The sequence below is a fragment of the Stenotrophomonas forensis genome (assembly GCF_028752115.1).
Taxonomy (GTDB): domain Bacteria; phylum Pseudomonadota; class Gammaproteobacteria; order Xanthomonadales; family Xanthomonadaceae; genus Stenotrophomonas; species Stenotrophomonas forensis.
Genome location: NZ_CP082270.1, coordinates 4105877 through 4132391, shown reverse-complemented (window position 1 = coordinate 4132391; position 26515 = coordinate 4105877). Strand labels below are relative to the sequence as shown.

At 67.4% G+C, this 26515-nt stretch carries 21 protein-coding genes; 15 read left to right on the top strand and 6 right to left on the bottom strand.

Annotated elements, in window-relative coordinates; translation table 11 throughout:
* Nucleotides 1-115: 115 nt before the first annotated feature.
* The 3 genes from K5L94_RS18925 to K5L94_RS18915 are packed head-to-tail and all read left to right on the top strand — an operon-like array spanning nt 116 to nt 3886.
* The gene (locus K5L94_RS18925; protein WP_164087034.1) at nt 116-1933 is read left to right on the top strand and encodes a sensor histidine kinase; all 1818 of its coding nucleotides are present in this window, start codon (nt 116-118) and stop codon (nt 1931-1933) included.
* The gene (locus K5L94_RS18920) at nt 1930-2370 is read left to right on the top strand and encodes a response regulator (RefSeq protein WP_005411057.1); all 441 of its coding nucleotides are present in this window, start codon (nt 1930-1932) and stop codon (nt 2368-2370) included. Before K5L94_RS18925 ends, K5L94_RS18920 begins: the two co-directional genes overlap by 4 nt.
* Nucleotides 2371-2374: 4 nt before the next feature.
* Entirely contained in the window at nt 2375-3886 is a 1512-nt protein-coding gene (locus tag K5L94_RS18915; RefSeq protein WP_274511160.1) for an ATP-binding response regulator, read from the top strand.
* 82 nt (nt 3887-3968) lie between these two features.
* Here the strand turns inward: K5L94_RS18915 and K5L94_RS18910 are convergent, their stop codons facing one another.
* Nucleotides 3969-4712, bottom strand: coding sequence for a proteasome-type protease (locus tag K5L94_RS18910; protein ID WP_274511159.1), 744 nt, complete (start codon nt 4710-4712; stop codon nt 3969-3971).
* 91 nt (nt 4713-4803) lie between these two features.
* Here K5L94_RS18910 and folK point away from each other — a divergent pair, with 91 nt between their 5' ends.
* Complete coding sequence (gene folK / locus K5L94_RS18905) at nt 4804-5289, top strand: 2-amino-4-hydroxy-6-hydroxymethyldihydropteridine diphosphokinase (RefSeq protein ID WP_164087068.1); 486 nt, start codon at nt 4804-4806, stop codon at nt 5287-5289.
* 60 nt (nt 5290-5349) lie between these two features.
* Here the strand turns inward: folK and K5L94_RS18900 are convergent, their stop codons facing one another.
* On the bottom strand, nt 5350-6087 hold the full coding sequence (locus K5L94_RS18900) for a pteridine reductase (protein WP_008265570.1): 738 nt from the start codon (nt 6085-6087) through the stop codon (nt 5350-5352).
* A 59-nt stretch (nt 6088-6146) separates the two neighbouring features.
* Between K5L94_RS18900 and K5L94_RS18895 the strand changes: the two genes are divergently transcribed.
* Nucleotides 6147-7331: a class I SAM-dependent methyltransferase gene (locus K5L94_RS18895; protein ID WP_274511158.1), complete on the top strand. Its 1185-nt coding sequence runs from the start codon at nt 6147-6149 to the stop codon at nt 7329-7331.
* On the top strand, nt 7328-7720 hold the full coding sequence (locus K5L94_RS18890; protein ID WP_049458854.1) for a VanZ family protein: 393 nt from the start codon (nt 7328-7330) through the stop codon (nt 7718-7720). Before K5L94_RS18895 ends, K5L94_RS18890 begins: the two co-directional genes overlap by 4 nt.
* Before the next feature lie 135 nt (nt 7721-7855).
* Here K5L94_RS18890 and K5L94_RS18885 read toward each other — a convergent pair whose 3' ends face one another.
* The 3 genes from K5L94_RS18885 to K5L94_RS18875 form a co-directional block, all read right to left on the bottom strand.
* Nucleotides 7856-10213 (bottom strand): beta-N-acetylhexosaminidase, encoded by a 2358-nt coding sequence (locus K5L94_RS18885; RefSeq protein WP_274511157.1) that lies wholly within the window; start codon nt 10211-10213, stop codon nt 7856-7858.
* 111 nt (nt 10214-10324) lie between these two features.
* Nucleotides 10325-12988, bottom strand: coding sequence for a TonB-dependent receptor (locus K5L94_RS18880; RefSeq protein WP_274511156.1), 2664 nt, complete (start codon nt 12986-12988; stop codon nt 10325-10327).
* Nucleotides 12989-13131: 143 nt separating this feature from the next.
* On the bottom strand, nt 13132-14148 hold the full coding sequence (locus tag K5L94_RS18875; RefSeq protein ID WP_053450812.1) for a glucokinase family protein: 1017 nt from the start codon (nt 14146-14148) through the stop codon (nt 13132-13134).
* A 376-nt stretch (nt 14149-14524) separates the two neighbouring features.
* Here K5L94_RS18875 and K5L94_RS18870 point away from each other — a divergent pair, with 376 nt between their 5' ends.
* The 6 genes from K5L94_RS18870 (at nt 14525) to K5L94_RS18845 (ending at nt 23475) form a co-directional block, all read left to right on the top strand.
* Nucleotides 14525-15814: a sugar MFS transporter gene (locus K5L94_RS18870; protein ID WP_053450811.1), complete on the top strand. Its 1290-nt coding sequence runs from the start codon at nt 14525-14527 to the stop codon at nt 15812-15814.
* Between the two features lie 39 nt (nt 15815-15853).
* Nucleotides 15854-16921, top strand: a complete 1068-nt coding sequence (locus K5L94_RS18865; protein WP_006391719.1) for a LacI family DNA-binding transcriptional regulator — start codon at nt 15854-15856, stop codon at nt 16919-16921.
* A 7-nt stretch (nt 16922-16928) separates the two neighbouring features.
* Nucleotides 16929-17957: an SIS domain-containing protein gene (locus tag K5L94_RS18860; protein WP_053450810.1), complete on the top strand. Its 1029-nt coding sequence runs from the start codon at nt 16929-16931 to the stop codon at nt 17955-17957.
* On the top strand, nt 17957-19105 hold the full coding sequence (nagA, locus tag K5L94_RS18855) for an N-acetylglucosamine-6-phosphate deacetylase (protein WP_053450809.1): 1149 nt from the start codon (nt 17957-17959) through the stop codon (nt 19103-19105). The genes K5L94_RS18860 and nagA overlap by 1 nt, the downstream gene beginning before the upstream one ends.
* Nucleotides 19105-20172 (top strand): acyltransferase family protein, encoded by a 1068-nt coding sequence (locus tag K5L94_RS18850; protein WP_053450808.1) that lies wholly within the window; start codon nt 19105-19107, stop codon nt 20170-20172. The genes nagA and K5L94_RS18850 overlap by 1 nt, the downstream gene beginning before the upstream one ends.
* A gap of 273 nt (nt 20173-20445) precedes the next feature.
* Nucleotides 20446-23475: an autotransporter family protein gene (locus K5L94_RS18845; RefSeq protein WP_053450807.1), complete on the top strand. Its 3030-nt coding sequence runs from the start codon at nt 20446-20448 to the stop codon at nt 23473-23475.
* A gap of 163 nt (nt 23476-23638) precedes the next feature.
* Here K5L94_RS18845 and K5L94_RS18840 read toward each other — a convergent pair whose 3' ends face one another.
* On the bottom strand, nt 23639-24070 hold the full coding sequence (locus K5L94_RS18840; RefSeq protein ID WP_053450806.1) for a hypothetical protein: 432 nt from the start codon (nt 24068-24070) through the stop codon (nt 23639-23641).
* A 374-nt stretch (nt 24071-24444) separates the two neighbouring features.
* Between K5L94_RS18840 and K5L94_RS18835 the strand changes: the two genes are divergently transcribed.
* From K5L94_RS18835 to K5L94_RS18825, 3 genes are read left to right on the top strand one after another with little or no spacing between them, the layout of a single operon-like run.
* The gene (locus K5L94_RS18835) at nt 24445-25479 is read left to right on the top strand and encodes a S41 family peptidase (RefSeq protein WP_080374965.1); all 1035 of its coding nucleotides are present in this window, start codon (nt 24445-24447) and stop codon (nt 25477-25479) included.
* A gap of 3 nt (nt 25480-25482) precedes the next feature.
* A complete protein-coding gene (locus tag K5L94_RS18830; protein ID WP_053450804.1) occupies nt 25483-25818 on the top strand; it encodes a hypothetical protein in 336 nt (111 codons plus the stop codon).
* A gap of 49 nt (nt 25819-25867) precedes the next feature.
* The gene (locus tag K5L94_RS18825; protein WP_006470037.1) at nt 25868-26302 is read left to right on the top strand and encodes an SseB family protein; all 435 of its coding nucleotides are present in this window, start codon (nt 25868-25870) and stop codon (nt 26300-26302) included.
* The last annotated feature ends 213 nt before the right edge of the window (nt 26303-26515 follow it).

Below are 26515 nucleotides of genomic sequence, written 5' to 3'. Positions count from 1 at the left end.
GTTCAGCCAGCCGCGCCCTGAATCCCAGAGTTGTGACCGCCTGCGCTATATTGCCGGTTCCGCCGCAGCCGGGCTGGTCCCGGCAGGTGCTCCGCGGCCGTGCTGACGAGGAACTATGGCGCTGGTTTTCAGTGACGACATCTGGGACCGCTGGCGGTTGCCGGCCTTGGCGCTGGCGGCCGTCGCGATCATCGTGGTGCCATGGTTGACCCTGCGCAAGCTGCAGCAGGACAGCGAGCAGGCGATGGCCTGGGTCAACCATACCCAGGCCGTAGGCAATGCCCTGCAGCAGTTGCAGGCGGACGTGCGTGACGTCGAATCGGCCGCGTTGACCCTGTCCAAGGGCGTGGATGCGCCCGGCCTGCGCGAGCGCATGGCGCGCGCCAACGAGATTCCGGGGCGCCTGGCCGAGCTGGGCCGGATGACCCGCGACAATCCCGACCAGCTGATCCGCATCGGTCGTATCGAATCGATGCTGGAGGGCCGCATGGCGCTGGCCCGCGAGCTGGCCAGGTCCGAACCCAACAGCGATCAGCGCGGGCTGGTGCAGGATCTGAGCACGCGCTATCCCATCCGCGGCCTGGTCGAGGAATTGCAGGCCAGCGAGCAGGAACTGCTGGCACTGCGTGCGGAACAGGCGGCGCGCCAGCGCCGGCAGACCGAGTTTGTGTCCTGGAGCTCGCTGGTGGTGCAGCTGGCCCTGCTGGGCCTGGTGCTGTGGCTGCTGCATCGCCAGATCGGCCGTCGCCTGCACGCCGAGCGGCAATCGCTGCGTTCGGCTGCGCGTGCGGCATCGGTGCTGCAGACCGTGCGCGAGCCCATTGTTCTGCTTGATCGTGAACTGCGCGTGCAGCTGCACAATCCGGCGTTTGCCGAGCTGTACGGTCTGGAGGACGAGCGTGCCGACGGCCTGCTGCTGGAAACCGTCGGTGACGGCGCCTGGCAGGACCCGGTGATGCGCCAGCGTCTGTCCGACGTGCTGCTGCGCGGCCGCGAACTGTGGGACTTCGAGCACGAGCAGCGCGCCGCCGACGGCATGGTGCGCTACATGCTGCTCAACGCACGGCGCATGCCGCTGCCGGATACCGATGACGAAGTGGTATTGATGACCGTCAGCGACGTAACGGTGCAGCGTGCCGTGCAGCTGCGCGTGGAAGATCTGAACCGGCAGCTGGAAGGCAAGGTCGCGCAGGTGTCCGAGGTCAACCGCGAACTGGAGGCCTTCAGCTATTCGGTCTCGCACGACCTGCGCGCGCCGCTGCGCCATGTCGCCGGATTCTCGGACAAGCTGTCACGCCATCTGGGTGAGCAGGCCGATGACAAGAGCCGCCACTACCTGGAGGTGATCTCCAGCTCGGCACGGCGCATGGCGGCGCTGATCGACGACCTGCTGGTCTACTCGCGGCTGGGCCGCGTGGCGATGCGCCAGCAGGCGGTGGACATGCAGTCGCTGGTGGCCGATACCCGCGCCATGCTCGATTCCAACCTGCAGGCCGAGGCCGAAAACAGCGGCCACGCGCACCAGGTCGAGTGGAGCATTGCGCCGCTGCCGATCGTGGTGGGCGACGAGAACATGATCCGCCAGGTCTGGCTGAACCTGCTCGGCAACGCGGTGAAGTATTCAGGCAACCGCGAGCCGGCAAGGATCCGCGTGGACTGCCAGCAGCAGCCCGATGGCGGCCATCAGTTCACGGTCAGCGACAATGGTGCAGGCTTTGACATGGCCTATGCCGGCAAGCTGTTCGGCGTATTCCAGCGCCTGCACAAGGCCAGCGACTACCCTGGAACCGGCATCGGCCTGGCCAGCGTGCGCCGCGTGCTGACCCGCCATGGCGGCCGGATCTGGGCCGAGGCCGAACCGGACGTCGGCGCCACCTTCCACTTCTACCTGCCTCCCGCGATCGACGCGGACAAACAAGGTCCTTCTGCATGACGACTCTGCGCACCATTCTTCTCGCCGAAGACAGCCCGGCCGACGCCGAGATGGCGATCGACGCCCTGGAGGAGGCGCGTCTGGCCAACCCCATCGTGCACGTCGAGGATGGCGTGGAAGTGATGGACTACCTGCTGCGTCGCGGCGCGTTCGCCAACCGCGAGGAAGGCCTGCCGGCGGTGCTGCTGCTGGACATCAAGATGCCGCGCATGGATGGCCTGGAAGTACTGCGGCAGATCCGTGAGCACGAAGAACTCAAGCGCCTGCCGGTGGTGATCCTGTCGTCCTCGCGCGAGGAGAGCGACCTGGCCCGCAGCTGGGACATGGGCGTGAACGCCTATGTGGTCAAGCCGGTGGATGTGGACCAGTTCTTCGGCGCCGTGCAGACGCTGGGCAAGTTCTGGGCGTTGATCAACCAGGCACCGGAACTCGAGTGAGCCCATGCCCCTGACCGGTCCCGCCCTGGGGGCGCTGCGCATCCTGCTGGTGGAGGATTCACCGGAAGATGCCGAGCTGATGTCCGAACAGATGCTCGATGCGGGGCTGGACGCCCGCTTCGAGCGCGTCGAGAGCGAGGCCGAACTGCGCCAGGCGCTGGCCGCGTTCCAGCCGGACATCGTGCTGTCCGACCTGAGCATGCCGGGCTTCTCCGGTGACGATGCGTTGCGCATCGTGCGCGAGACCTCGCCGGAAGTGCCCTTCATCTTCGTCTCCGGCACCATGGGTGAAGAGAACGCGGTAGCAGCGCTGCAGAAGGGCGCCAACGACTACATCATCAAGCACCAGCCGGCGCGCCTGCCGTCGGCGGTGGCGCGTTCGATCCGCGATGCGCGCAGTGCGGTCGAACGCGCACGCGTGGAAACCGAGCTGATGCGCGCGCAGCGGCTGGAAAGCCTGTCGCTGCTTGCCGCTGGCCTCAGCCACGACCTGCGCAACATCCTGCAGCCGCTGCTGATCATGCCGGACCTGCTGAAGGCGCGCACCGAAGATCCGCAGCTGCACCACCTGGCCGATGTCATCGCCGAGTGCGGCCGGCGCGGCCATGAGATGGCCGAGTCGATGCTGTCGTTCGTGCGCGGCTCGCGCAAGCCAAGCGAACGCATCGAGATCGACGGCCTGTTCGATGCGGTGGCGCTGCTGTTGCGCAGCAACGTGCCGGACGCCGTACGGCTGGAACTGCAGGTGCAGGACCAGGGCCTGGTGGTCGACGCCAACTACACCGAGCTGCAGCAGGTCATGTTGAACCTGGCGTTGAACGCGATCCAGGCCATGCCCGATGGCGGCCGCCTGAGCCTGATTGCCAGCCATGCCGGCCAGCGCGATGGCGTGGACTGGATGCACATCCGGGTGGCCGATGAAGGCATCGGCATGGATGCGGACACGTTGTCGCACCTGTTCAACCCGTTCTTCACCACCAAGGCCGACGGTACCGGCCTGGGGCTGATGTCCTGCAAGCGCATCGTCGAAGGCGCCGGCGGCAGCATCCATGTCAGCAGCCAGCCAGGGCAGGGCACCTGTTTCGAACTGCGCCTGCCGATGCATGAGGCCAGCGACGGCAGCGAGCCGATCGAGCAGCTGGTGGCGCTGGGCAGCGGCCAGTCGATCCTGGTGGTCGATGGCGAGGCGACGCGCCTTTCGCTGCTCGGCAATGCGCTGTCCAGCCAGGGATACCAGCTGCAGCTGGCCTCCGACGGCCCGGCCGCGCTGCGCTGGATGCAGCAGGAGGCGATGCCGGCACTGGTGATCGCCGATGCCGGTTCCAAGCTGCTGCCGGCCAGCCAGCTGCTGGGCGAGATGGCCGCGCTGGGTTACCGCGGCCCGGCACTGGTGCTGGAAGACACGACGGCAGCGGTGACGCCCGATGCGTTCCCGGCCGGCGTGGAGGTGCATGTGCTGCGCAAGCCGCTGCAGATGCAGCAGGTATTCCGCGCGGTGGCCGAAGCGCTGGGCTGATGGCTGATGCCTGGGTAGTGCCGGCCGCTGGCCGGCATCGGCGTGCGGCGGGATCACTGCGGTTGCCGGCCAGCGGCCGGCACTACCGTTCGGTGGTTTCCCACGGGAACCGCGGCAGGCTGTCCACCGCCTGTTCCAGCCGCCGCGACCAGTTCTGGTGGATGTCGGCATACAGCGCCGAGTCCGCGCCCAGCCGCAGTTGCTGGCCGATGTGCAGCTCGCCATCGCGCAGCAGCGCCAGGTCGATCGGCAGGCCCACCGACAGGTTGGAGCGGATGGTCGAATCGAGCGAGACGATCGCCGTGCGCGCCGCGTCTTCCAGGCGTGTGGCCGGGCTGAGGATGCGGTCGAGGATCGGCTTGCCGTACTTGGATTCGCCGATCTGCAGGTAGGGCGTCTCCGGCGAGGCGGCAATGGCATTGCCCAGCGGATAGATCATGTACAGCCCCGGCCGCTCGCCAGCGATCTGGCCGCCGAAGATCAGCGTGGCCTGGGTGTTGACCCCGTCATGGCCGTGCTCGCTGTGGACGCTGTGCACCTGGCTGTCGACCAGCAGCTGGCCGACGTACTCGGCGGCCTCGAACAGATGGGCCATGTCGCGCAGGTTGGGCGTGCGCCGTTCCGCGGCATCGCGCCCCAGGCGTGACACCAGCAGCTGGGTGGTGGCCAGGTTGCCCGCCGCCATCAGCACGTAGACCGCCTGGCCGGGATACTCGAACACGTGCAGCTTGCGATGCACGCGCACATCGTCCAGCGAGGCATTGGTCCGGGTATCGGCGGCGAAGACCAGGCCCTCGTCGACCTCGATTCCAACGCAATAGGTCATGTCGGTGCCCTATCATGTGCGTCCCGGATTGTAGGCAGGCCGCCGTGACGACGGCATGTCCACGCCCCCCAAGTGCCGTCACCTGAACCGCATGACCACCGTGCTCCTGAGCCTGGGCAGCAACGTCCAGCCCCGCCGCTACCTCCACGCCGCGGTGACGGCCCTGCGCGAGCGCTTCGGCGCGCTGCAGGTGTCGCCCGCCTACCGTACCGCCGCGGTTGGCTTCGATGGCCCGGCCTTCCTCAACAACGCAGTGGCGATCGAGACCGGCCTGCCGCTGCAGGAGCTGGATGACTGGCTGCATGCGCTGGAAGACGCGCATGGCCGTGATCGCAGCGGGCCGCGCTTTTCCGACCGGACCCTGGACATCGACGTGGTGTTCTATGGCGACCTGGTGGTGGAAGGCCCCGGCCACCTGCGCATTCCGCGCCCGGAACTGAAGCATGCCTTCGTGCTGAAGCCGCTGGCCGACATCGCGCCGGATTTCATCGATCCGGTCAGCGGGCAGGACCTGGCTGCGCTGTGGCGCGCGCACCCGCAGTTCGGCGAGGCGTTCGAGGTGGTTGACCTCGGATGACGGAGGTTGCCGGCCAGCGGCCGGCACTGCCGGTAGTGCCGGCCGCTGGCCGGCAACATTTCAGCTGACCGTACGCCCACCGTCCACGCGCAGGGTATGGCCGGTGACGAAGCTGGCCTCGGCCACCAGCCAGTACACCGCCTCGGCGATCTCCTCGACCGTGCCGATCCGTGCCAGCGGCGTGCGCGCCAGCAGCGCCTCGCGGGCGAAATCATCCTTGCCCTGTTCCGGCCACAGGATCGCGCCGGGCGCCACCGCATTGACCCGCACCTTCGGCGCCAGCTCCAGCGCCAGCGAACGGGTGGCCATCTCCAGCGCGGCCTTGGCCATGGTGTAGGCGATGTGGTCACGCATCGGATCGGTGCCGTGCAGGTCGGTCAGGTTGACGATGCAGCCCTGCTGGCGGCGCAGGTAGGGCGCGGCTGCCTGTGACAGCAGCAGTGGCGCGCGCGCGTTGACCGCATACAGCTCGTCCATCGCCTCGGCAGTGACCTGGCCGAGCGGCGTGGGGAAGAAGTTGGAGGCGTTGTTGACCAGCGCGTCCAGGCGGCCGAAGTGGGTGACGGCCTGTTCCACCAGGTCGGGCAGGGCGTCGGCGTCGCGCAGGTCGGCCTGCAGGGCCAGCACGCTGCCCGGGCGTACGTTGTCGAAATCGAACGCGGCCTGCTGCAGTTCGGCGCTGGAGGTGTTGGCGTGCAGCACCACCGACCAGCCACAGGCGTGGAACTGGCGGGCGATGGCCGCACCGATCCGGCGCGCGCTGCCGGTGATCAGGACCACGGGGTGGGTATCGCTCATCGAGGGTCCTCCAAGGCTCGGCTATCCTGTGCACCATTGTCACCGCATTCGAAGACGCCATGCAGCCCACCTTCCCCCTGCCCGAAGCCGATGCCCTGGCCCACAGCGACCAGCTGGCCGCCGCCCTGCGCGCCGAGATCCTTGCGCAGGGCGGGGCAATGCCGTTCTCCCGCTTCATGGAGCTGTGCCTGTATACCCCGGGCTGGGGCTATTACAGCGCCGGCGCCAGCAAGTTCGGTGGCAGCGGCGACTTCACCACCGCGCCTGAGCTCGGCAGCCTGTTCGCAGGCAGCGTGGCCAATGCCCTGGCGCCGGTATTCGCCCAGCTGGGTGCGCAGGCGCGGATGCTGGAGCTGGGCGGCGGTACCGGTGCCTTCGCCGAGGCGGTGCTGCTGCGCCTGGCAGAGCTGGATGCACTGCCCTCGCGCTACGCCATCCTCGAACCCAGCGCCGACCTGCGCGAGCGCCAGCAGCAGCGCCTGCAGCAGAACCTGCCGGCCGAGCTGGCCGCGCGCGTGGACTGGATCGACCGCCCGTTCGAAGAGGACTGGGAGGGCGTGGTGTTCGCCAACGAGGTGATCGACGCGCTGCCGACGCCGCGCTTCCTGATCCGCGATGGCGAAGTCTATGAGGAAACCGTCGAGCTGGACGCCGAAGGCCGCTTCATGCGCGGCGCGCAGCCGGCCGACATCCTGCTCAACGGCGCGGTGCGCCATATCGAGCGCTATCTGGAGAAGCCCTTCGCCGAGGGCTACCGTTCCGAAGTGCTGCCGCAGCTGCCGTACTGGTTGCAGGCAGTGGCCGGTGGCCTGCAGCGCGGTGCGATGTTGTTCGTCGACTATGGCTACAACCGCGGCGAGTTCTACCAGCATGACCGCGACGATGGCACTGTGCGTGCGTTCTACCGCCACCACGTGCACAACGACGTGCATCGCTGGCCGGGCCTGCAGGACATCACCGCCTCGGTGGACTTCACCGCGATGGCCGAAGCGGGCCTGCACGGTGGTTTCGAGCTGGCCGGCTACTGCAGCCAGGCCAGTTTCCTGCTTGGCAACGGGCTGGACCAGGTATTGCTGCTGGCCGAGGAGCGCACCGATGAAGTCGGCCGCATCCAGCTGCGCGACCAGGTGAAGAAGCTGACCCTGCCGACCGAAATGGGCGAGCGCTTCCAGGCAATCGGCCTGCAGCGTGGCGTCGATTTCGAGCCGGCCTTCGAATTGGGTGACCTGAGCTGGCGGCTGTGAGTGATGCTCGGCCGCTGATCAAGCCGCTGCGCAGGCCGCGGCTATGGACCGTGCTGTGGGCGCTGGCGGTGCTGCTGGTGATCGTGGTGTGCCTGATTCCGCCGCCGCCGATTCCGTTGCCGGAAAACAGCGACAAGGGTGAGCACTTCCTGGCCTATTTCATCCTGGCCGGCAGCGCAGTGCAGCTGTTCCGGCGCGGCCGCCCGCTGCTGTGGGTGGGCGTGGGACTGGTGCTGATGGGCATCGGCATCGAGTTCGCGCAGGGCGCGCTGACCAGCAACCGCACGGCCGATCCGATGGATGCGCTGGCCAACACGATCGGCGTGCTGGCCGGCATGGCTACCGTATTGACCCCGCTGCGCGACCTACTGCTGCGCTGGCGCGGGTAAAGGCGTGCCAACCAAGGTTGGCACCTACCGGTAGATCCACGGCACGCATGGAGCCGTCCCGTAGATCCACGCCATGCGTGGATGAACTACCCGGGGTGCCGACCAAGGTCGGCACCCACCAGGACAGACCTGCCCTCATTTCCCCAGCGTCACCTCATCCAGCACCCACATCGCCGGGCGCGTATCGCCGGTGAAGTTGATGCACAAGTCGCCGTTACCCTGGCTACCCTTCGGCAGCGTTGCACGCAGGGTCACGAAGCCATCGGCATCCGGCTGGGCCGGCAACGCAACTTCGGCCAGCACCTTGCCGCTGCAGTCGCCACGGCGCACCTGCATCTCGCCATGCGCACGCTTGGCTTTCTCGAAGCGACGCTTGGGTTCGTCATGGGCCAGCTGGAAGTAGTACGGAATACGGCCCGCACGCACTTCCACGCTGCCGACGCCGTCCAGCTGCGCCTGCGGCCAGCGCCAGCAGGGCTGGAAGATGTCGACGTTGAACACCGCGCGGGTGCCTTCGCGCGGGCCATCGTCTTCCAGGCGCAGCACCAGGCCCTTCTGGCCCACACAGCTGAGCAGCTCATCGCTGCGGCGGCTGAGCAGCGACTGCGCGGTGAACGCGGCGACGGTCGGCTTTGCGGCCAGCATCTGGCCCTGATAGAACGCGGCGGCCTGCACCGTGGCCGGCAGCGTCGCGGTCAGCGGCTGCTGGTACAACGGCGACTGCGCGCTGACCGGCTGGCCATCGATGCTGTAGCGCACCTCATAGCCCAGTGGGTTGGCCAGCGATACGGTCACGGTGTTGGCGGTGCGGTTGTCGGTGTAATCCACGCCCACTTCGAACGGCGTCTGCGCATAGGCCAGGCCCCAGGCGCGGTAGCGCTGCAGCTGCGCCGGCAGGCGCGCGAGGAAGTCGCGGAAATCGCGATGTTCCGGCGTGCTCCAGCCGGTCTCGGCCACCGCCGCCAGTCGCGGGAACAGGTTGTGCTGCAGGCGTGCATAGCTGCGCGTGTGCTCGGTGAACATGTTGGCCTGCAGGCCCAGGATGTGCCCGCGCTTGTCGGCAGCCAGTTCGGCCGGCACCGGCTCGAAGTTGTACAGCTTGCCGAGATTGACCTGGGCCGGACGGCCCGGCGGCTCGTTCGGCGAGGCGGTCTGCAGGTAGTCCAGGTACAGGTAGCCGACCGGCGACATGATCACGTCATGGCCGGCACTGGCTGCGGCCAGGCCGCCTTCGGTGCCCTGCCACGACATCACCGTGGCCTGCGGTGGCAGACCCCCTTCGAGGATCTCGTCCCAGCCGATCAGGCGCCGGTCGTGCTCTTCCAGGAACGTCTCCAGGCGCTTGATGATGTGGCTCTGCATGGCCATCTCGTTGTTGATGCCCAGCGCACGCATGCGCTGCTGCACCTGCTTGGAGGCTTCCCACTGGTCCTTGACCGCCTCGTCGCCACCCACGTGCACGTACTTGGCCGGGAACAGTGCGATCACTTCTTCCAGCACGTTCTCCAGGAAGGTGACGGTGCTGTCTTCCACGTTGAACAGGTTCGGGAACACGCCCCACTCGCTGATCGGCTTCAGCGGGGTGCTGATCGAGCCCAGTTCCGGGTAGGCCGCGATGGCGGCGGTGGCGTGGCCGGGCACGTCGATTTCCGGAATGACCTGGATATGCAGTGCGGCCGCATAGGCGATCACGTCGCGGATCTGCTCCTGCGTGTAGAAGCCACAGTACGGATGTTCCTGGCCACTGACCGGATCGATGCCGCCGTCACCGGCGGGCAGGCGGCAGCTGCCCACCTCGGTCAGCTTCGGGTAGCGCTTGATCTCCATGCGCCAGCCCTGGTCGTCGGTCAGGTGCCAGTGGAAGGTGTTGAGCTTGTGCGCGGCCATCGCGTCGAGCACGCGCTTGATCTCGTCCAGGCTCTGGAAATGCCGCGCCGAGTCGAGCATGAAGCCGCGCCAGCTGAAGCGCGGCGCATCCTGGATCTGCACCGCTGGCAGCACGCCGTTGCTGCCGCCGGTGGCGAGCTGGGCGAGGGTGGTTGCGCCATAGAACAGGCCGGTCTCGTTGCCGGCCTGGATCACCACGCCCTGCGCGGTGCTGTCCAACGTGTAGCCCTCACCGCTGTCGCGGAAGGTGGGCACGATCTGGAAACGGATGCTGCCGGCCTTGCCTGCTGCCTTGCCCTTGGCCAGGGCCAGGCGCGGGCCACCACTGCGGGCCAGCAGGTCGGCAAACTGGGTGGCGACGCGTTGCGCGGCTTCGCCTTCGGCGTACAGCACGGTATCGGCACGGACAGTGATGCCGCTGCCCTGGCCACGCTGCACGTTGGACGGCGCGGGAATCAGCATCAGGCTGCCGGCGCGCAGCTGCGGGCCGGGCGCTTCTGCGGCGGGCGTGGGATCGGCGGCGAGTGCCGGCATCGCCGGCAGCAGGGCGAGCAGGCTGCCCAGCAGCACTGCGCTGCGCATCCGGGCGCGGGAAGGCTTGACCATCGGTACGACTCCTTGGAACGGTGCGATGAACGCTATACATGAAAAACGCCGGGCCCGGAATGACCCAGGCCCGGCGTGCGTGCACGACTCGGCGATGTTGCCGCCGCTGGATCAGTACTTGAAGCGGAAGTTGAGGTAGTACTGGCGACCGTTGCTGTAGAACGAGGTCGGGATGGCCGCGGTCTGGTAGTACTTGTAGGTCGGGTTGTTGAGGTTCAGGCCATCCAGGCTGATGCTCAGCCAGTCGGTGGCCTTGTAGCTCAGCGATGCCGACAGCGTGCCGAAGTCATCCTGGTAGTACGGGTTGGTGCCCGACAGGCTGATCAGGAACGAGGAACGGCGGGTGTAGCTGACCCGGGCGCCGAAGCGCTCGTTCTCGAAGTAGGCACCCACGTTGTAGGTGTTCTTCGAGGTGCCCAGCAGGTTGTGCGAGCCATCCGACCAGGTGTGCGAGGTCGTGCCATTGGCGTAGGTGTAGTTGGCATTGATGCCGAAGTACTCGCCGATCGGCTGTTCGTAGGCCACTTCCACGCCGGTGACCTTGCCGTCGGCATTGATCGGGGTGGAGATCTGGTAGGTCTCAAGCCGGTTGGTCAGTTCGCTGTACAGCTGGCGCGAGACCACGTCGAAGGCGATGTAGTCCTTCAGGTCCATGTGATAGGCGCCCACCGACAGCATGCCGCGCGGCATGAAGTACCACTCCAGGTTGGCATCCAGGTTGGTCGACAGGGTCGGCTTGAGGTTCGGGTTGCCACCGCCGCCGGTCCGGTTCAGGTCCGAACCGTACGAGGAGGCACCCAGCGCCGAGTAGTCCGGCAGGGTCTGCGTCTGCGAAGCGGCGACGCGCAGCACCAGCTTGTCGTCCAGGTCGAACTTGATGTTGGCGCTGGGCAGCACACGGTTGCGCTTGTTCTGGAAGGCCAGGCGCTCCCACATGCCGAACAGGCTGCTGACATCGGCGTCGGCGGCCTTGCTGACGGCGTTGTAGGTGTCAATGTCCTGCTTGATGTTGACGTAGCGCAGGCCGACGTTGCCGCTCCACCAGTCGCCGCGGAAGTTGGCCTGCACGTAGCCGGCGAAGTTCTTTTCCTTCACCTTCCACTCGGCGCCGTAGTTATGGCGACCGGTCGGGCCATCATTGCCGGCCAGCCAGGTGGAGTTGTTGGTCACCGCGTCCTTCAGCGCACCCGGGGTGAAGTACCAGAGGTTGCGCGGGAAGGTGCCGCCGATGTCACCGGCAAAGCCACTCGGATAGTTGGCCGTGGCACCGTTCTTCAGCGCGCTCCAGATGTCACCCGGGGTTGCACCTTCCGGCGACAGCGCTTCGCGCTTGTGGTCGGCGAAACGCAGGCCGAAGTCGATCGAGCTCAGCACGCCGCCATCATTGAAGTACTGGTTGAAGTCGAGCGTGGCCCACTTCTCCTTGTCTTCAGCCGTGACCTGCTGGTTGCCCCAGGTGCCGAAGCTGGTCACGCCGTTGGGCGAGATATCGCCGCCGACATTCCAGTCGATCGGCGAGCCATTGCCGTGCGTGGCCCAGCTGGCGCCGCCACCGTTGGCCAGGGTGACCTCGGCGATGTACTGGCGCGGCGTTTCGCCGGTGCCCTTGGTGCTGCCGGCCTGGAACTTGGCGGTCAGGTTGTCGTTGATCTGCCAGTCGGCATCGAAGGTGACATAGCTCGACTTGGCCTTCGACTCGCGGTAGATCATGTCGTACACCGCGTAGTCGGTGCCCGGCACGCCCTTGTAGGTGGCGTTGGTCAGCACGCCATCCTTGATCACATAGCCCGGATCCGGCGCCTGCGACTTGGCGAAGCTGTTGCCGAACATCATGAAGTTGCGGTTGTAGTTGTTCGCCTTCAGTTCGGAACTGAAACCGTTCAGGCCCAGGGTGAGGCTGTCGCTCGGCTTGAACTGCAGCGAGACCAGGCCGCCCTTGCGCTCACGGGTCTGTTCGAACAGGGTCGAACCCAGCAGGCCCGGTACATTGACGCCGATCAGGTCGGGGTTGGTCTTGGCCACCGGATCACCGGCGCCGATCTTGAAGAAGCCGCCCGGGATTTCCTGCGCTTCACGGCGCAGTTCGCGCTTCTGGCTGAAGCCCTGCACCATCACGCCGAAGGTGCCTTCGTCGTTCTTGTAGTTGAACAGTGCCGAGTACTGCGGGTCGTTCGACTTGGCCTGGTCCGAACGCACCATGCCGATCGAGCCTTCCGCGGTGAACTGCTTGGAGAATTCCAGCGGCTTGCGGGTGATGATGTTGACGGTACCGGTGGTGCCGCCGTCCTGCAGCTTGGCCTGCGAGGACTTGTTCACTTCCACCGAGCTGACCAGCTCCGACGGCAGCAGCGAGTAGCTGACGCTGCGGCCGACGTTGTTGCCCTGGCTGAGCACGAACCAGTCGGCCGAGCCGACGGTATGGCCGTTGATCAGGGTCTGGGTCAGGCTCGGGCTGGTGCCGCGCAGGCTGACACGGTCGGCTTCGTCGAAGCCGCCTTCGTCGGCGCTGGACGAGCTGATGTTGACGCCGGGCAGGCGCTGCAGGGTGTCGGCGACGTTGTGCGCCGGCAGCTTGCCGACGTCTTCGGCGGTGACCACTTCCACGCGCGCATTGGCTTCGCGCTTGGTGTCCAGCGACTTTTCCATCGAACCACGGATACCGGTGACCGTCACGGTGTCCAGGTCGGTGGCGGTCTGGGCGGCCTGCTGTGCATGCGCACTGAAGGCGATGCAGCTGACGATGGCGGCCGAAAGCAGGGTCTTGCGGGTGTTCATGATGTCTCTCCTCATCACTCGATTGGATGCCGGCGGCGGTGTTCGATTACGGTTGCGAAGACATGCGCGGGGTGGCGGCGAAGTCCCGTGCGTTGGCGTGCCACGTACTGCGTGCTGCGATTGCGTTGAAGCCTGTTGCGGTGTCAGGCGGCCGACTGCTGCAGGTACCAGCTGGCAGCGCCGACCACGCCCAGCTGGCCGTGCTCGACGACCTTCACCGGGATGCGTGCCAGTGCTTCGCCCATCGGCCCCTTCTGCAGGTAGCGTTCGACGAAGGTGCTGGCGTGCAGGTATTCGCGGATCTGCGGCAGGATGCCGCCGGCCAGGTAGACGCCACCATGGGCGCCGTAGAACAGCGCCATGTCACCGATGGTGCTGCCGAGCAGGCCGCAGAACACATCCAGCGCCTGGCGTGCGTGCGCATCGGTATCGGCCATGGCGGCGGCGGTGACCGCATCCGGGCTGGTCAGGGTCGGTGCCTGCCCCTGCAGCGCACATACCGCGCGGTACAGGTTGATCAGGCCCGGGCCGGAAATCGCATGCTCGATCGACACGTGCGCGCGGTCGCGCTGCATGTGGCGGACGATGGCCATTTCCAGTTCGGTGCTGGCGGCCAGGGTCGGCTGGCCGGCTTCCGTCGGCAGCACCACCGGGCCGTGCGCGGTGGGAATCCACAGCGCGGCGCCGAGGCCGGTGCCCGGGCCGACCACCAGGGTCGGGCCGCGCGCAGCGGTCTCTGGTCCGCACAGGTGCAGCACGCCGCTGGCGTCCACCTGCGCGGCGGCGTAGGCCACCGCTTCAAAGTCGTTGACGATGTAGACCCGCTGCAGGCCGACGTCGGCTTCCACCTGGCGCGCCGACAGCGGCCACGGCAGGTTGGCGGTGATCACCGTGCCGTCCTCGCGGGCATAGCCGGCGCTGGCAACCACGCAATGCGTGGGCCGCGGGCCTTCGCCGAGGAAGTCGGACAGGATCGCGCTGAGGCCGGCATGGTCGGCATTGCGGTACTTGCGGTATTCCAGCACCTGCACCGGGTGGGCGGTATCACCACTGGCCTGGACCCGGGCCACGCGCACATGGGTGCCACCGACGTCGGCGGCCAGGAACGAGGGCGCGACTCGGGACAGGACATGGGCCGGGGCGGGGTGGCTGGCGGTCACGCGGGCTCCTGCTGCAGGTGGGGCCGACCCCGGGATCAGGGGCGGCGATTGGGGCGGAGTCTGTAACCCCGCTGACAACGATGTCAACGAGTTCGTGACACTTTCGTTGCTGCGCCGCAACGAATACGACATGCAGTAAACGTTTACATGGCGTGAGCATGGGTTTCACACGGGAACCGTTGCTGCATGGGACTCAAGGGCTACAGCGCATTCAGCCCGATCGGCCGGGATCGGCTTGCGCAGTGCAGCACGAGGTTCGCGGGGCGGTGCAGGGAAGTTGACAAACCGCCGTTGTCCATCGAAAGAATGTGACAACGTTGTTCCCAGCCACTCTCCGACGCCGCGTTCTGCGGCCGTCGCCGCAGGAGCCCTCCTGATGTCCGCCGTCCCCGCTGCAAGCGCGCGCCCGAACGTGGCCACCTCCATCGCCATCGTCGGCGTGTTGTTCTTCCTGATCGGTTTCTTCACCTGGCTCAACGGGCCGCTGATCACCTTCGTCAAGCTCGCCTTCGAACTCAGCGAGGTCGGCGCCTTCCTGGTGCTGATGGTGTTCTACCTGTCCTACTTCTTCCTGGCCCTGCCGTCGTCGTGGATCCTGCGCCGCACCGGCATGAAGAAGGGCCTGAGCCTGAGCCTGCTGGTGATGGCCGGTGGTGCCGCGCTGTTCGGTGAATTCGCCACCCAGCGCTGGTACCCGGGCGCGCTCGGTGGCCTGTTCGTGATCGGCAGCGGCCTGGCCCTGCTGCAGACCGCGATCAACCCCTACATCTCCATCCTCGGCCCGATCGAGACCGCGGCGCGGCGCATCGCGCTGATGGGCATCTGCAACAAGATCGCCGGCATGCTGGCGCCGGTGCTGATCGGTACCGTGGTGCTGCACGGCATCGGTGACCTGTCGGCCAGCGTGGCCGTTGCCGATGAAGCGACCAAGGCGCAGCTGCTCAACGATTTCGCCGCCAAGATCCACGCCCCATACCTGGCCATGGCCGGTCTGCTGGTGCTGCTGGCGGTGGCCGTGCTGTTCTCGCCGCTGCCGGAAATCAAGTCCGCCGAAGCCAACGCCACTCCCACCACCGCCGGTGCCGCCGAGCGCCGCAGCATCTTCCAGTTCCCGCACCTGTGGCTGGGCGTGCTGTGCCTGTTCGTGTACGTGGGCGTGGAGGTGATGGCCGGCGATGCGATCGGTACCTACGGCCACGGCTTCGACCTGCCGCTGGACCAGACCAAGATGTTCACCTCGCTGACCCTGTTTGCCATGCTCATCGGCTACGTGGTCGGCCTGCTGCTGATCCCGAAGGTGGTCTCGCAGTCGCGCTACCTGACCATTTCCGCCGTGCTGGGCGTGGTGTTCTGCCTTGGCGCCTGGGTCACCCACGGCTACGTCTCGGTGGGCTTCGTGGCCGCACTGGGCTTTGCCAACGCGATGATGTGGCCGGCGATCTTCCCGCTGGCGATCCGTGGCCTGGGCCGCTTCACCGAAACCGGTTCGGCGCTGCTGGTGATGGGCATCGCCGGCGGCGCGATCATTCCCCAGCTGTTCGCCGTGCTCAAGCAGCACATCGACTTCCAGCTGGTGTTCGTGCTGCTGATGGTGCCGTGCTACCTGTACATCCTGTTCTACTCGGTGATCGGCCATCGCGCCGGCCTGCCGCAGGACAAGGCCTGATCGGCGATGATGGACGGCAGCCAACCCCAGGGAAAACCCATGCGCAGAGCGACCATCAAGGACGTTGCGGAGAAGGCCAAGGTCTCGCTGAAGACGGTCTCGCGGGTGATCAACAACGAGCCCTCGGTGATGCAGGCCACCCGTGCACGGGTGCTGCGTGCCATCGCCGAGCTCGACTACGAGCCCGACCCGTCCGCGCGCAACCTGCGCAGCGGCACCACCTTCGTGATCGGGCTGGTCTACGACAACCCCAACCCGTACCACATCATCGGCGTGCAGAACGGCGTGCTGGCCGCGTGCCGCGAGACCGGCTTCGGCCTGCAGATCCATCCCTGCGATTCCAGCTCGCCGCTGCTGGCCGATGAACTGGCCGACTGGGTGCAGCGTTCGCGCCTGGCCGGGCTGGTGCTGACCGCACCGATGTCCGAGCGCCGCGACCTGATCCAGGCGTTGACCGCGCGTGGCATCAAGCTGGTGCGCATCATCGCCGCCACCGAAGACCCGGCCGACGGCGCCTGTGTGTTCGTCGACGACCGCGAGGCCGCCTACGAAATCACCGAGCACCTGATCCAGCTGGGCCACCAGCGCATCGGCTTCCTCTGGGGCGGCATCTCGCACCGCTCCTCCGGCGAGCGCTATGCCGGTTACGAGGCTGCGCTGAAGGACTACGGCATGACCGTGGACAAGCACCTGGTGGTGCAGGGTGATTACACCTTCGACGACGGTTTCCGCGGCGCGCGCCGCCTGCTGGCGCTGCGCGAGCCTCCCACCGCCATCTTCGGCTCCAACGATGAAATCGCCGCCGGCGTGCTGGCCGCCGCCAAGTCGGCCGGCATGAACGTGCCCTATGACCTGTCCATCGCCGGGTTCGAGGACAGCCCGTTCTCGCGCCAGTCGTGGCCGCCGCTGACCACCGCCAAGCAGGCCACCGAGGACATCGCCCGCCACGCCGCACGCCTGCTGATCGCGCAGCTGCGCAGCGACGCCTACGACGACGCGCCGGCACCGCTGCACAACCAGGGCTTCGTGCCACAACTGGTGGTGCGCGGTTCTACGGCGCCGATGCGCCCGGCCGGCGCACGCCCCCTTCCTTCCGATCCTGCCTGAGCCTGCCATGTCGCTGTCAGACCCCACTTCCACCCTGATGTTCGCCGAGGCCGCTGAAGCAGCCGACGTGGTCGCCCGCCAGTTCTCGCGCAACCACGCCACCATGGAAACCCTGGCCGCCAGCCTGCGCGCGGCGCCGCCGCCGTTCGTGGTCACCTGCGCGCGTGGCAGCTCCGACCACGCCGCCACCTACGGCAAATACCTGCTGGAAACCCAGCTGGGCCTGGTGGTGGCCTCGGCCTCGCCGTCGGTGGGCTCGGTGTACGCCGCACCGCTGCAACTGCGTGGCGCACTGTTCATCGTCATCTCGCAGTCGGGCAAGAGCCCGGACCTGTTGCGCAATGCGGAAGCCGCCAAGGCGGCCGGTGCGCGCGTGATCGCGCTGGTCAACGTCGAGGATTCACCGCTGGCGCAGCTGGCCGACACGGTCATTCCGCTGCATGCCGGTGCCGAGAAGAGCGTGGCGGCCACCAAGAGCTACCTGGCTTCGCTGGCTGCGCTGCTGCAGCTGGCCGCGTACTGGAAGCAGGACAGCAACCTGCGTGCCGCACTGGACCTGTTGCCGGATGCGATGCGTGCGGCCTGGCAGTGCGACTGGAGCGCGGTGACCGACGGCCTGGTCGAGGCCACCAACCTGTTCGTGCTCGGCCGCGGCCTGGGCCTGGGCGCAGCGCAGGAAGCCGCGCTGAAGTTCAAGGAAACCTGCAGCCTGCATGCCGAGGCCTACAGCTCGGCCGAGGTCAAGCATGGCCCGATGGCGCTGGTCGATCGTGGCTTCCCGGTGCTTGCCTTCGCACAGCCGGACGAGACCGGTGCCGGCACCCGCGCAGTGGTCGATGAATTCACCGCGCGCGGTGCACAGGTATGGCTGGCCGGTGCTGGCGGCAACCTGCCGGTCGCGGCCGCGCCGCATCCGTTGTGCGCGCCGCTGCTGACCGTGCAGAGCTTCTACCGCGCGATCAACGCGCTGGCGCTGCGCCGTGGCTTCAACCCGGATCTGCCGCCGCACCTGAACAAGGTCACGGAGACGGTCTGATGGCCACGGTCCTGCGTAACGCCCGCATCCTTGCAGGCGATGAATTCCGCGACGATCTGGCGGTGGTGATCGAGGACGGCCGCATCAGTGCGCTGCTGCCCGATGCCGCGCCGCAGATCGGCCAGGCCGCCGAGCAGGTGGACCTGGGAGGCGGCTGGCTGCTGCCCGGCTTCATCGACGTGCAGGTCAACGGCGGCGGCGGTGCGCTGTTCAACAACACGCCGGACGTTGCGTCGCTGCGCACCATCGCGCAGGCGCACCGCCGTTTCGGCACCACCGCGATGCTGCCGACGCTGATCAGCGACGACGTGGGCGTGATGCGCGAGGCCATCGGTGCGATGCGCGAGGCCATCGCACAGGGCGTGCCGGGCGTGATCGGCATCCATCTGGAAGGCCCCTACATCGCACCTGCGCGCAAGGGCACCCACGATGCCAGCAAGTTCCGCGTGCCGGACGAGGATGAGATCGCGCTGGCCGCGTCGCTCGACAACGGCGTGACCCTGCTGACGCTGGCGCCGGAACGCGTGCCGCTGGAGACCATCCGTGCGCTGGTCGAGCGAGGCGTGATCGTCGCCGCTGGGCATACCGCAGGCACCTACGAAGAGATCCGTGCGGGCCTGGATGCCGGCGTGCGTGGCTTCACCCATCTGTACAACGCGATGTCGCCATTGCAGGGCCGCGAACCCGGCGCAGTGGGCGCCGCGCTGGAAGACCGCGACAGCTGGATCGGCATCATCGTCGATGGCGTGCATGTGCATCCGGCCAGCCTGCGCGTGGCCCTGGCGGCCAAGCCGCGTGGCCGCCTGCTGCTTGTGACCGATGCAATGCCGCCGGTCGGTGCCGATGACCCGAGCTATGTGCTGTACGGCGAAACCATCACGGCCATCGACGGCGTGGTCCGCAACGCCGCAGGTGCACTGGCCGGTTCGGCGCTGGACATGGCCACCGCCGTGCGCAACACGGTGCAGCTGCTCGGCCAGCCGCTGGCCGAAGCCGCACGCATGGCCTCGACCTACCCGGCGCAGTTCCTCAATGTCGATGACCGCCTCGGCCACATCGCAGAGGGCTACCAGGCCGACCTGGTGCTGTTGGATGACGCCCTGCAGGTGCGCGGCACCTGGATCGCCGGACAGTACGAGGCCGCCTGATGAACGCTACGCCGCCACGCCGGCTGGGCTCGATCGATGCCCTGCGCGGCATCACCGTGGCGGCGATGCTGCTGGTCAACAATCCGGGTGACTGGAGCGCGGTGTTCGCACCACTGCGTCATTCGGAATGGCACGGCTGCACGCCCACCGATCTGGTGTTCCCGTTCTTCCTGTTCCTGGTCGGTGTGTCGATGGCCTTCAGCGTGGCACCGCGCGCGCTGGACGCGTCGGTCCGCCCTGCGTTGGCGCGTGGCGTGCTGGAACGCGCGCTGCGCATCCTGCTGGCCGGTGCGCTGTTGCATCTGTTGATCTGGTGGGCGCTGCATACGCATCACTTCCGCATATGGGGCGTGCTGCAACGCATCGCGGTATGTGCGGCGCTGGTGGGCGTGCTGGCGGTGTATGCGCGGCCGCGCGTGCAGGCGGCCGTGCTGGTCACGCTGCTGGTGGGGTACACCGTACTGCTGCTGGGCATCGGCGATCTGGCGCCGTGGACCAATCCGGCCAGCCGCCTGGATACCGCGCTGTTCGCCCCGTGGATCTACCAGTGGCATGCCGATACCGGGCTTGGCCATGACCCGGAAGGATTGCTGAGTACCCTGGGCGCCCTGGCCAGCACCGTGCTCGGCCTGTTTGCCGGCGGCCTGCTGCGCAACGGGCGTTCGGCGGCCCTGGCCGGGCTGGGCGTGGCAACCGCTGTGCTCGGGTTGCTGCTGGCCACCGTGCTGCCGTTGAACAAACAGCTGTGGACGCCCAGCTATGTGCTGTGGACCGGTGGCCTTGCCGCACTGGCGCTGTGGCTGGGCCACGTGCTGATCGACCGCAAGGGTTGGCCGGCGCTGGGGCGGCGCTTCGGGGTCAATGCGATCACCGCCTATCTTGGCGCGTCGGTCATGTCCGTGGTGCTGATGGCTACTGGCGCCTGGGGCTGGATCTGGCAGCAGCTGGCCGATGCGATGCCACAGGCGCTGGAGCTGGCGTCGATACTGCAGGCGGTGGCATTCGTCGCGCTGTGGTGGGGCGTGGCCTGGTGGTTGGACCGGCGGAAGATCTACCTGAAGATCTGACCCGCCTCATCCACGCATGGCGTGGATCGTCCGGGATGCGCGTGCTGGTTCAGTAGATCCACGCCCTGCGTGGATGCTCTTCTCGCTACTGGTGGCCTTCAGAAAAATGAATGGTTTCAGTCACGTAGAGGCCAGGTGAGAGTCGCTCGAGTTCGCAATTGAAGTGTGATCACTGGCACGTAAATTCACCTGTCGAAACCATTCACGACAAGGCAGACTGCGCTCGCAGTACCGCATATCCGCAGTTCCTGATCCCCTGTCCAGGAGTGCTGTATGTCCCGTGCCGTCCCGCGCGCGTTTCGTCCGCGCCGCCTCACCGTTTCCGTGCTGCAGGCCCTGGCCGTTCCCTCCGTCATGCTGATGTCCGCCAGCGTCGCCTGGGCCGGCTGTGACGCCATTGCGCCCGTTGCCGGCCAGACGGTCACCTGCACTGCCAGCGCACCCAACCCGCAGACCGTTCCCATCGCTGCCAGCGGCGCGGCCGGCATCACCGTCAACGTTGCCAGCAGCGCGCAACTGCAGCAGAGCGGTGGCGGTTCCGCCATCTCGCTGGTCGGCGCAGGGGGCCATCTGCTGTCCAACCAGGGCGCGATCAGTTCGGTCAGCGGCGTGGCGGTGCAGCTCGGCGGCGGCAGCCGCGTCGAGAACCTTGGCAGCATCAGCACGGGCAACAACATCGCCCTGCAGTTCGTCGGCAATGGTGACAGCGTGCTGGTCAACCGCGGAACGCTCAGTGGCGGAACCGGCGTGCAGTTCGGTGCCGGCAATGATCGCCTGGAGATGCAGGCCGGCAGCATCACCGGCGGTGTCCTGCAGGGCGATGGCAACGATGTGCTGCTGCTCAACGACGGCACCCTCGACCGTGTCGACCAGGGCAGCGGCGATGACCAGATGACGGTGACCGGCGGCACCATCACCGGCGTGGTCGCGCAGGGCAGTGGCCGCGACGATTTCGTCATGACCGGCGGCACCGTCGGCGCCCTGCAGCAGGGCGACAACATCGACACCTTCCGCATGAGTGGTGGCCGCATCATCGGTGCCTTCGAAGATGGCGACCGGGCCTGGATGACCGGTGGCCGCATCGGCCGGGTCAACATGAAGCTCGACAAGAACCTGTGGGACATGTCCGGCGGTACCGTGGACGGCAACGTGGTGACCGGCTTCGACACCGACACCATCATCATTTCGGGCACGGCCTACATCGGCGGCAACATCAGCGTCAGCGGCGGTGCCGACAGCGTGACCATCACTGATGGCACCGTGCGCGGCCAGGTGCTGCTCAGCACCGGCAATGACACCTTCAACTGGATTGATGGCGGCATCGTCTACGGCGCGATCGACATGGGCCCGGATGACGACGTTGCGAACCTGGCCAACCTCACCCAGACCCACGTCGGTGCAGTCCCCCTGTTCGACGGCGGCAGCGGCATCGACCAGCTCAACCTCACCAACGTCAAGACCACCGGCGTCGGGCGCTTCCAGAACTGGGAAACGATCAGCCTGGCCAGCAGCACCGAACTGACCTTCGACGGCAATCTGGTTCTGGGCGATGCCGGCACCGGCACCGGTACGCTCACCGTCGACGACACCAGCACATTGTTCGCTGGCGGCGGCAACCATGCCATCCGTCCGTTCATGGCATCGGGCCTGGTCAACATGGTCAATGCCGGGCGCATCGACCTGACCGCCAGCGGCAGCGCCGGTGATGCCTTCACCGTGCGCGGCAATTACCGCGGCGACGGTGGCGGTCTGTACCTGAAGACGGTGCTGGGGGCCGATGATTCGGCCAGTGACACGCTGGTGTTCGACGGCGGCACGGCCACCGGCAGCACCGGCGTCGGCATCCTCAACGTGGGCGGCGGTGGTGCGGCGACACGTACCGACGGCATCCTGGTGGTGCAGGCATTGAATGGCGCCACCACCGCGCCGGGCGCATTCTCGCTGTTTGCGCCCGTGGCGGCCGGTGCCTATGAGTACTTCCTGTTCAAGGGCGGGGTCAGCGCGGGCACCGGCGAGAACTGGTACCTGCGCTCGACGCTGGTGCAGGGACCAGCCCCGGCGCCCAATGGCGGCGGTACCGTCACGCCACCACCGCCAACACCGCCGGTGGCCCCGCCGCCGCCGATCACGCCGGCGCCACCCCCGCCGCCCGAAGGCGCCACCGATCCGGACCTGACCGCCGGTGAGACCGCCCCACCGCCACCGCCGCCGGAGCCACCGCCGGCGCCGCCGCCGACCGATCCGGAAGTGCCCGAGGTGCCGGTGGCCGGTGGCAGTCTGCCCGGCACGGGCGCGCCGCCGACACCGGATGCGCGCCCGGCAGAGGGCGCCGTGGTGCCGCTGTACCGCGTGGAGACCGCCACCTACGCGGTGGTGCCGCCCCTGCTGCGCGAGGCCTCTCTGGCCAGCCTCGGCACGTTCCACGAACGGCAGGGCGAGCAGCGCCTGCTGTACAACCAGGGCGCGCTGCGCACCGCCTGGGGCCGGCTGGTCGGGCAGAGCAGCGAGATTCACTGGAAGGGCGATGCGCAGCCCGGGTTCGACGGCGATGTGATGGGCCTGCAGGCCGGCCTTGATGTGTGGGCTGCGGCCAACGACAACCATCGCAACCAGATCGGCGTGTTTGTCGGCCGTACCCGCGCGCAGGGCAAGACCACCGGCCTGGCGCTGGGCTGGGAGAACGTGCAGGTGGGCCAGAACCGGCTGGACGACAAGCACGTGGGCCTGTACTGGACACTCACCGGCAGCAACGGTGGCTACATCGATGCGGTAGCGATGCAGAGCCGTTACGACGGGCGCGTGCGTTCCTCGCGCGGGCTGGGCTTCGGCATCAAGGGCGATGGCACCAGCGTGTCGGTGGAGGCCGGCAAGCCGCTGCTGCAGTTCGGCCAGTCGGCCTGGTGGCTGGAGCCGCAGGTACAGGTGATCTGGCAGCGCACCGCGCTGGATGACCGTCGTGATGCGGTATCGAGCGTGCGCTTCGACAACGACAACGCCTGGACCGGCCGCATCGGCCTGCGCCTGACCGGTGACTACCAGTTGGCCGACAACGGCTGGCAGCCGTACTTCAAGCTCAACTACTGGCACGGCGGCTCCGGCGAGGATCGCATCCGCTTCGACGGCGACGTGATCGTCAACTCGCAGCGCTCGCGTGCGCTGGAAGCCGGCGTGGGTGTGGTCGGGCGCTTCAACCGCACCATCAGCGCCTACGCGGTGGCCGATTACACCCGCGAACTGGGCGGCGATCGCAACGAGAAGCGCCGCATCATCGAAGGCAACATCGGCCTGCGCGCGGACTGGTGACGGCCGCGCGCCCGGGTGGGTGCCGACCTCGGTCGGCACTCATCCCATCACCGCCATGATGCGCTCTGGATTCCAACCGGCGCCATGACCTGCTCCGGGTTCCAACCGACGCCATAATCTGCTCTGGTGGGTGTCGACCTTGGTCGACACGAATCCATCGGCGTCACGATCCCGCGCGTGCACCGGGTGCCACCAACCCGCCCGCATGATCGGCCAGCACCACCACCGCATGCAGCAGGCCTTCCTCCACCTGCGGCGGGCACTGCGCTGCCGCATCATCCATCTCGCGCGCCGACTGCGCCGCCAGCAACACACCCCCGCAGGCGGACACCGCCGCGAGGCACCGCGTGGCCTCGGCCAGTTCCCGGCCACGCGACTCGCTGAGGTGCCGTTCGCGCCAGGCCTGGCCATCGGCAGCGTGGCTTTGCGCGATACCACGCAACCGGGCGAAGAAGGCCGACGGCGCGGCATCGCCGTCGCCCTCGCACAATGCATCTTCCAGCGCTTCAGCCACGGGAGTGGGCAGCGCCAGGCCGGGCAGGGCATCGCCCAGCAGGGCGTGCAGACGGGGATAGGCGGGGTAGGGCGTGTTCATGGCAGCAACCTCACAAGGCAAGGCCACCTGCGGGATGCAAGGTGGCGGGCGGTGCGGGTTGGCGTGCCGGTCAAAATCGAAGCGAAAAAAGCCGACGGATCTCGAGGATCCCCACGCACCGCCCGCCATGGGCGAGCCGGTGCATTGTCGCGATTGCCGTTGAGGCGGCAACTCGATCACTTCGATGTTTGATTCAGGACGCCAATCCCGGCCAGCGCAAAGCGCGCCGGCAGAGCCACCTTCGCGCTTTTGCCCGAGTGGCAACATGAGCAAAGTTGCAAATGTTGCTGTGCGCGGCGCGTGCCAAAGCCGACATACAACGACAGCGGCAAGCGCGTATGCTGCGGTACTCATCCAAGACGAAGGAACGTCGAATGTCGCTTGATCTTCGCGTGATCGCTGCTGCACTGGGCGCCCTGTTCTGCAGCAGCGCGCAGGCTGCCGCCCCGGCCGTCATCGACCTGCCGACAGCACAGGCGCAGGCCCAGTTGCTGGACATGCTGGAGAAGGAGTCGCTGTACCGCGACCGCGTGGACTGGCCGGCCATCCGTACGCGCCTGAAGGCGGCGCAGAATGATCCGGCCCAGGCCCGCGCGGTGCTGCAGGAGGCCACCGGCCGCAGTTCCGGCGGGCATGGCGAGTGGATCAGCGCAAAGCAGCTGCAGGCGAAGGCAGAACGCCTGGCGCGCGCCAATGGCGCAGCGACAGCGGCTCCGAAAGCAACGACGGCCCCGGCCGAAGTACTGGACCCGCGTATCGGCCGGGTGGAGATCGAGGGCTACGGTGTCATGCAGGGCCCGACGGCGCACCAGCAGATGAAGGAGCGTGCCAAGCGCTGGCAGGCGATCATCGATGACCAGGACAATGGCAGCCGCTGCGGCTGGATTGTCGATCTGCGCGGCAACACCGGTGGCAACATGTGGCCGATGCTGCTGGGCGCGGCGCCGCTGTTGCGCGTCACGCCCAGCGCCGACGAGGACGTGGGGTCCTTCGCCGCCGCGGACGGCCCCACGCGCTGGCAGCTGACACCGTCCAGCGTGCGGCTTGGCGAGCGCGTGCGGGTCGACCTCGGCGGGCCCGGTTATCTGCTGAAACACCCAGGCGCGCCGGTGGCGGTGCTGACCGGGCCGCGCACCGCCAGTTCCGGCGAGGCGACCGTGCTTGCCTTCCGCGGCCGCCCGCAGACGCGCAGTTTCGGCCAGCCCACCTCGGGGCTGTCCACTGCCAACGTGATGCGGCCGCTGGTCGATGGCAGCGCACTGCTGCTGACCACCAGCGTGATGCAGGATCGCAATGGCCAGGGGGATGGGCTGAAGATCGAACCAGACCAGCGCACCGACAGTGATGCCGCCACGCTGGCTGCGGCGCAGCAGTGGTTGCTGCAGCAGCCCGCCTGCCAGGCGCGCTGATCCATGATCCTGATCGGCCAGCAGGAACGGGTGATGATCGTCGGTCCTACGGAAGCCCACCACTGCCTGCGTTGCGGAACGGAAACCGACTTCGCGCCGCAGCTGCGCTACAGGATGGCGCGCATCGACCTGCTGTTCGGCTTCGCCTACCAGCGCCGTTATGAGCTGGCCTGCACCCGGTGCGAGCACGGCTGGTTACTGGACACCGAAACCATGGACCAGCAGCTGGGTGGGGTGCCGATCCCGTGGCGGCACCGCTTCGGCCTGCCGCTGATGCTGGTGGTCGTGGCTGGCCTGGCCCTGCTGGGCTGGCTGTGGCGGCACGGATTCATCGGTTGAACGCCGGGGCTGTTAAAGTCTGCCCTGCAATCACGTACCGGAACCCACCATGGACCACGACACCCCGTTCGAACCCCTCAACGACCTCGAGGTGCGCCTGCTGCAGGCCCAGGACGGGACACTGACCGCATCGCAGTTCCTCGATGGCCTGTTGACCTCGACGGCGTTCGTGCTGCTGGACAAGGCCATCGGCGAAGATGGCGCCTGGGACGAGAGCATCTCGCCGCTGGTGCTGACCAGCGAGAGCGGCGAACCGATGTTCGCGGTGTTCACCTCGCCCGAGCGCGCCGGCCTGTGGCACGAGCAGCTGCCGCAGTTTGCCCATGCCATGCCGATCGCGGTGCACGCGCTGCTGGCCGGTATCGGCGACGGTGTCGGCCTGGTGCTGAACCCGGGCCTGGACGTGGGCATGGAGATGATTCCCGATGCCGTGGCCCAGCTGAAGCAGCGCGCTGCGGCGATCACGCGTGGCATGGCGCATTGATTCCTGCCTTGGCTGGCTCGCTGCTGTTTTCAGGCTGGTCTCTTGGCGGGTAACACCCTCCTGTTCTGCATGCGATCGGCATTTCGTAGTTTTCCTAGCGGGCGCGACACCTAGGTAGCGCCTGCGTTTCACGGTGGACCTGTCTGCCGTGTCGCAATTCCCTCTTCCTCGGCCCCTGTTTCAGCAACACGCTCACGGCCCCTTGGCCCTGCG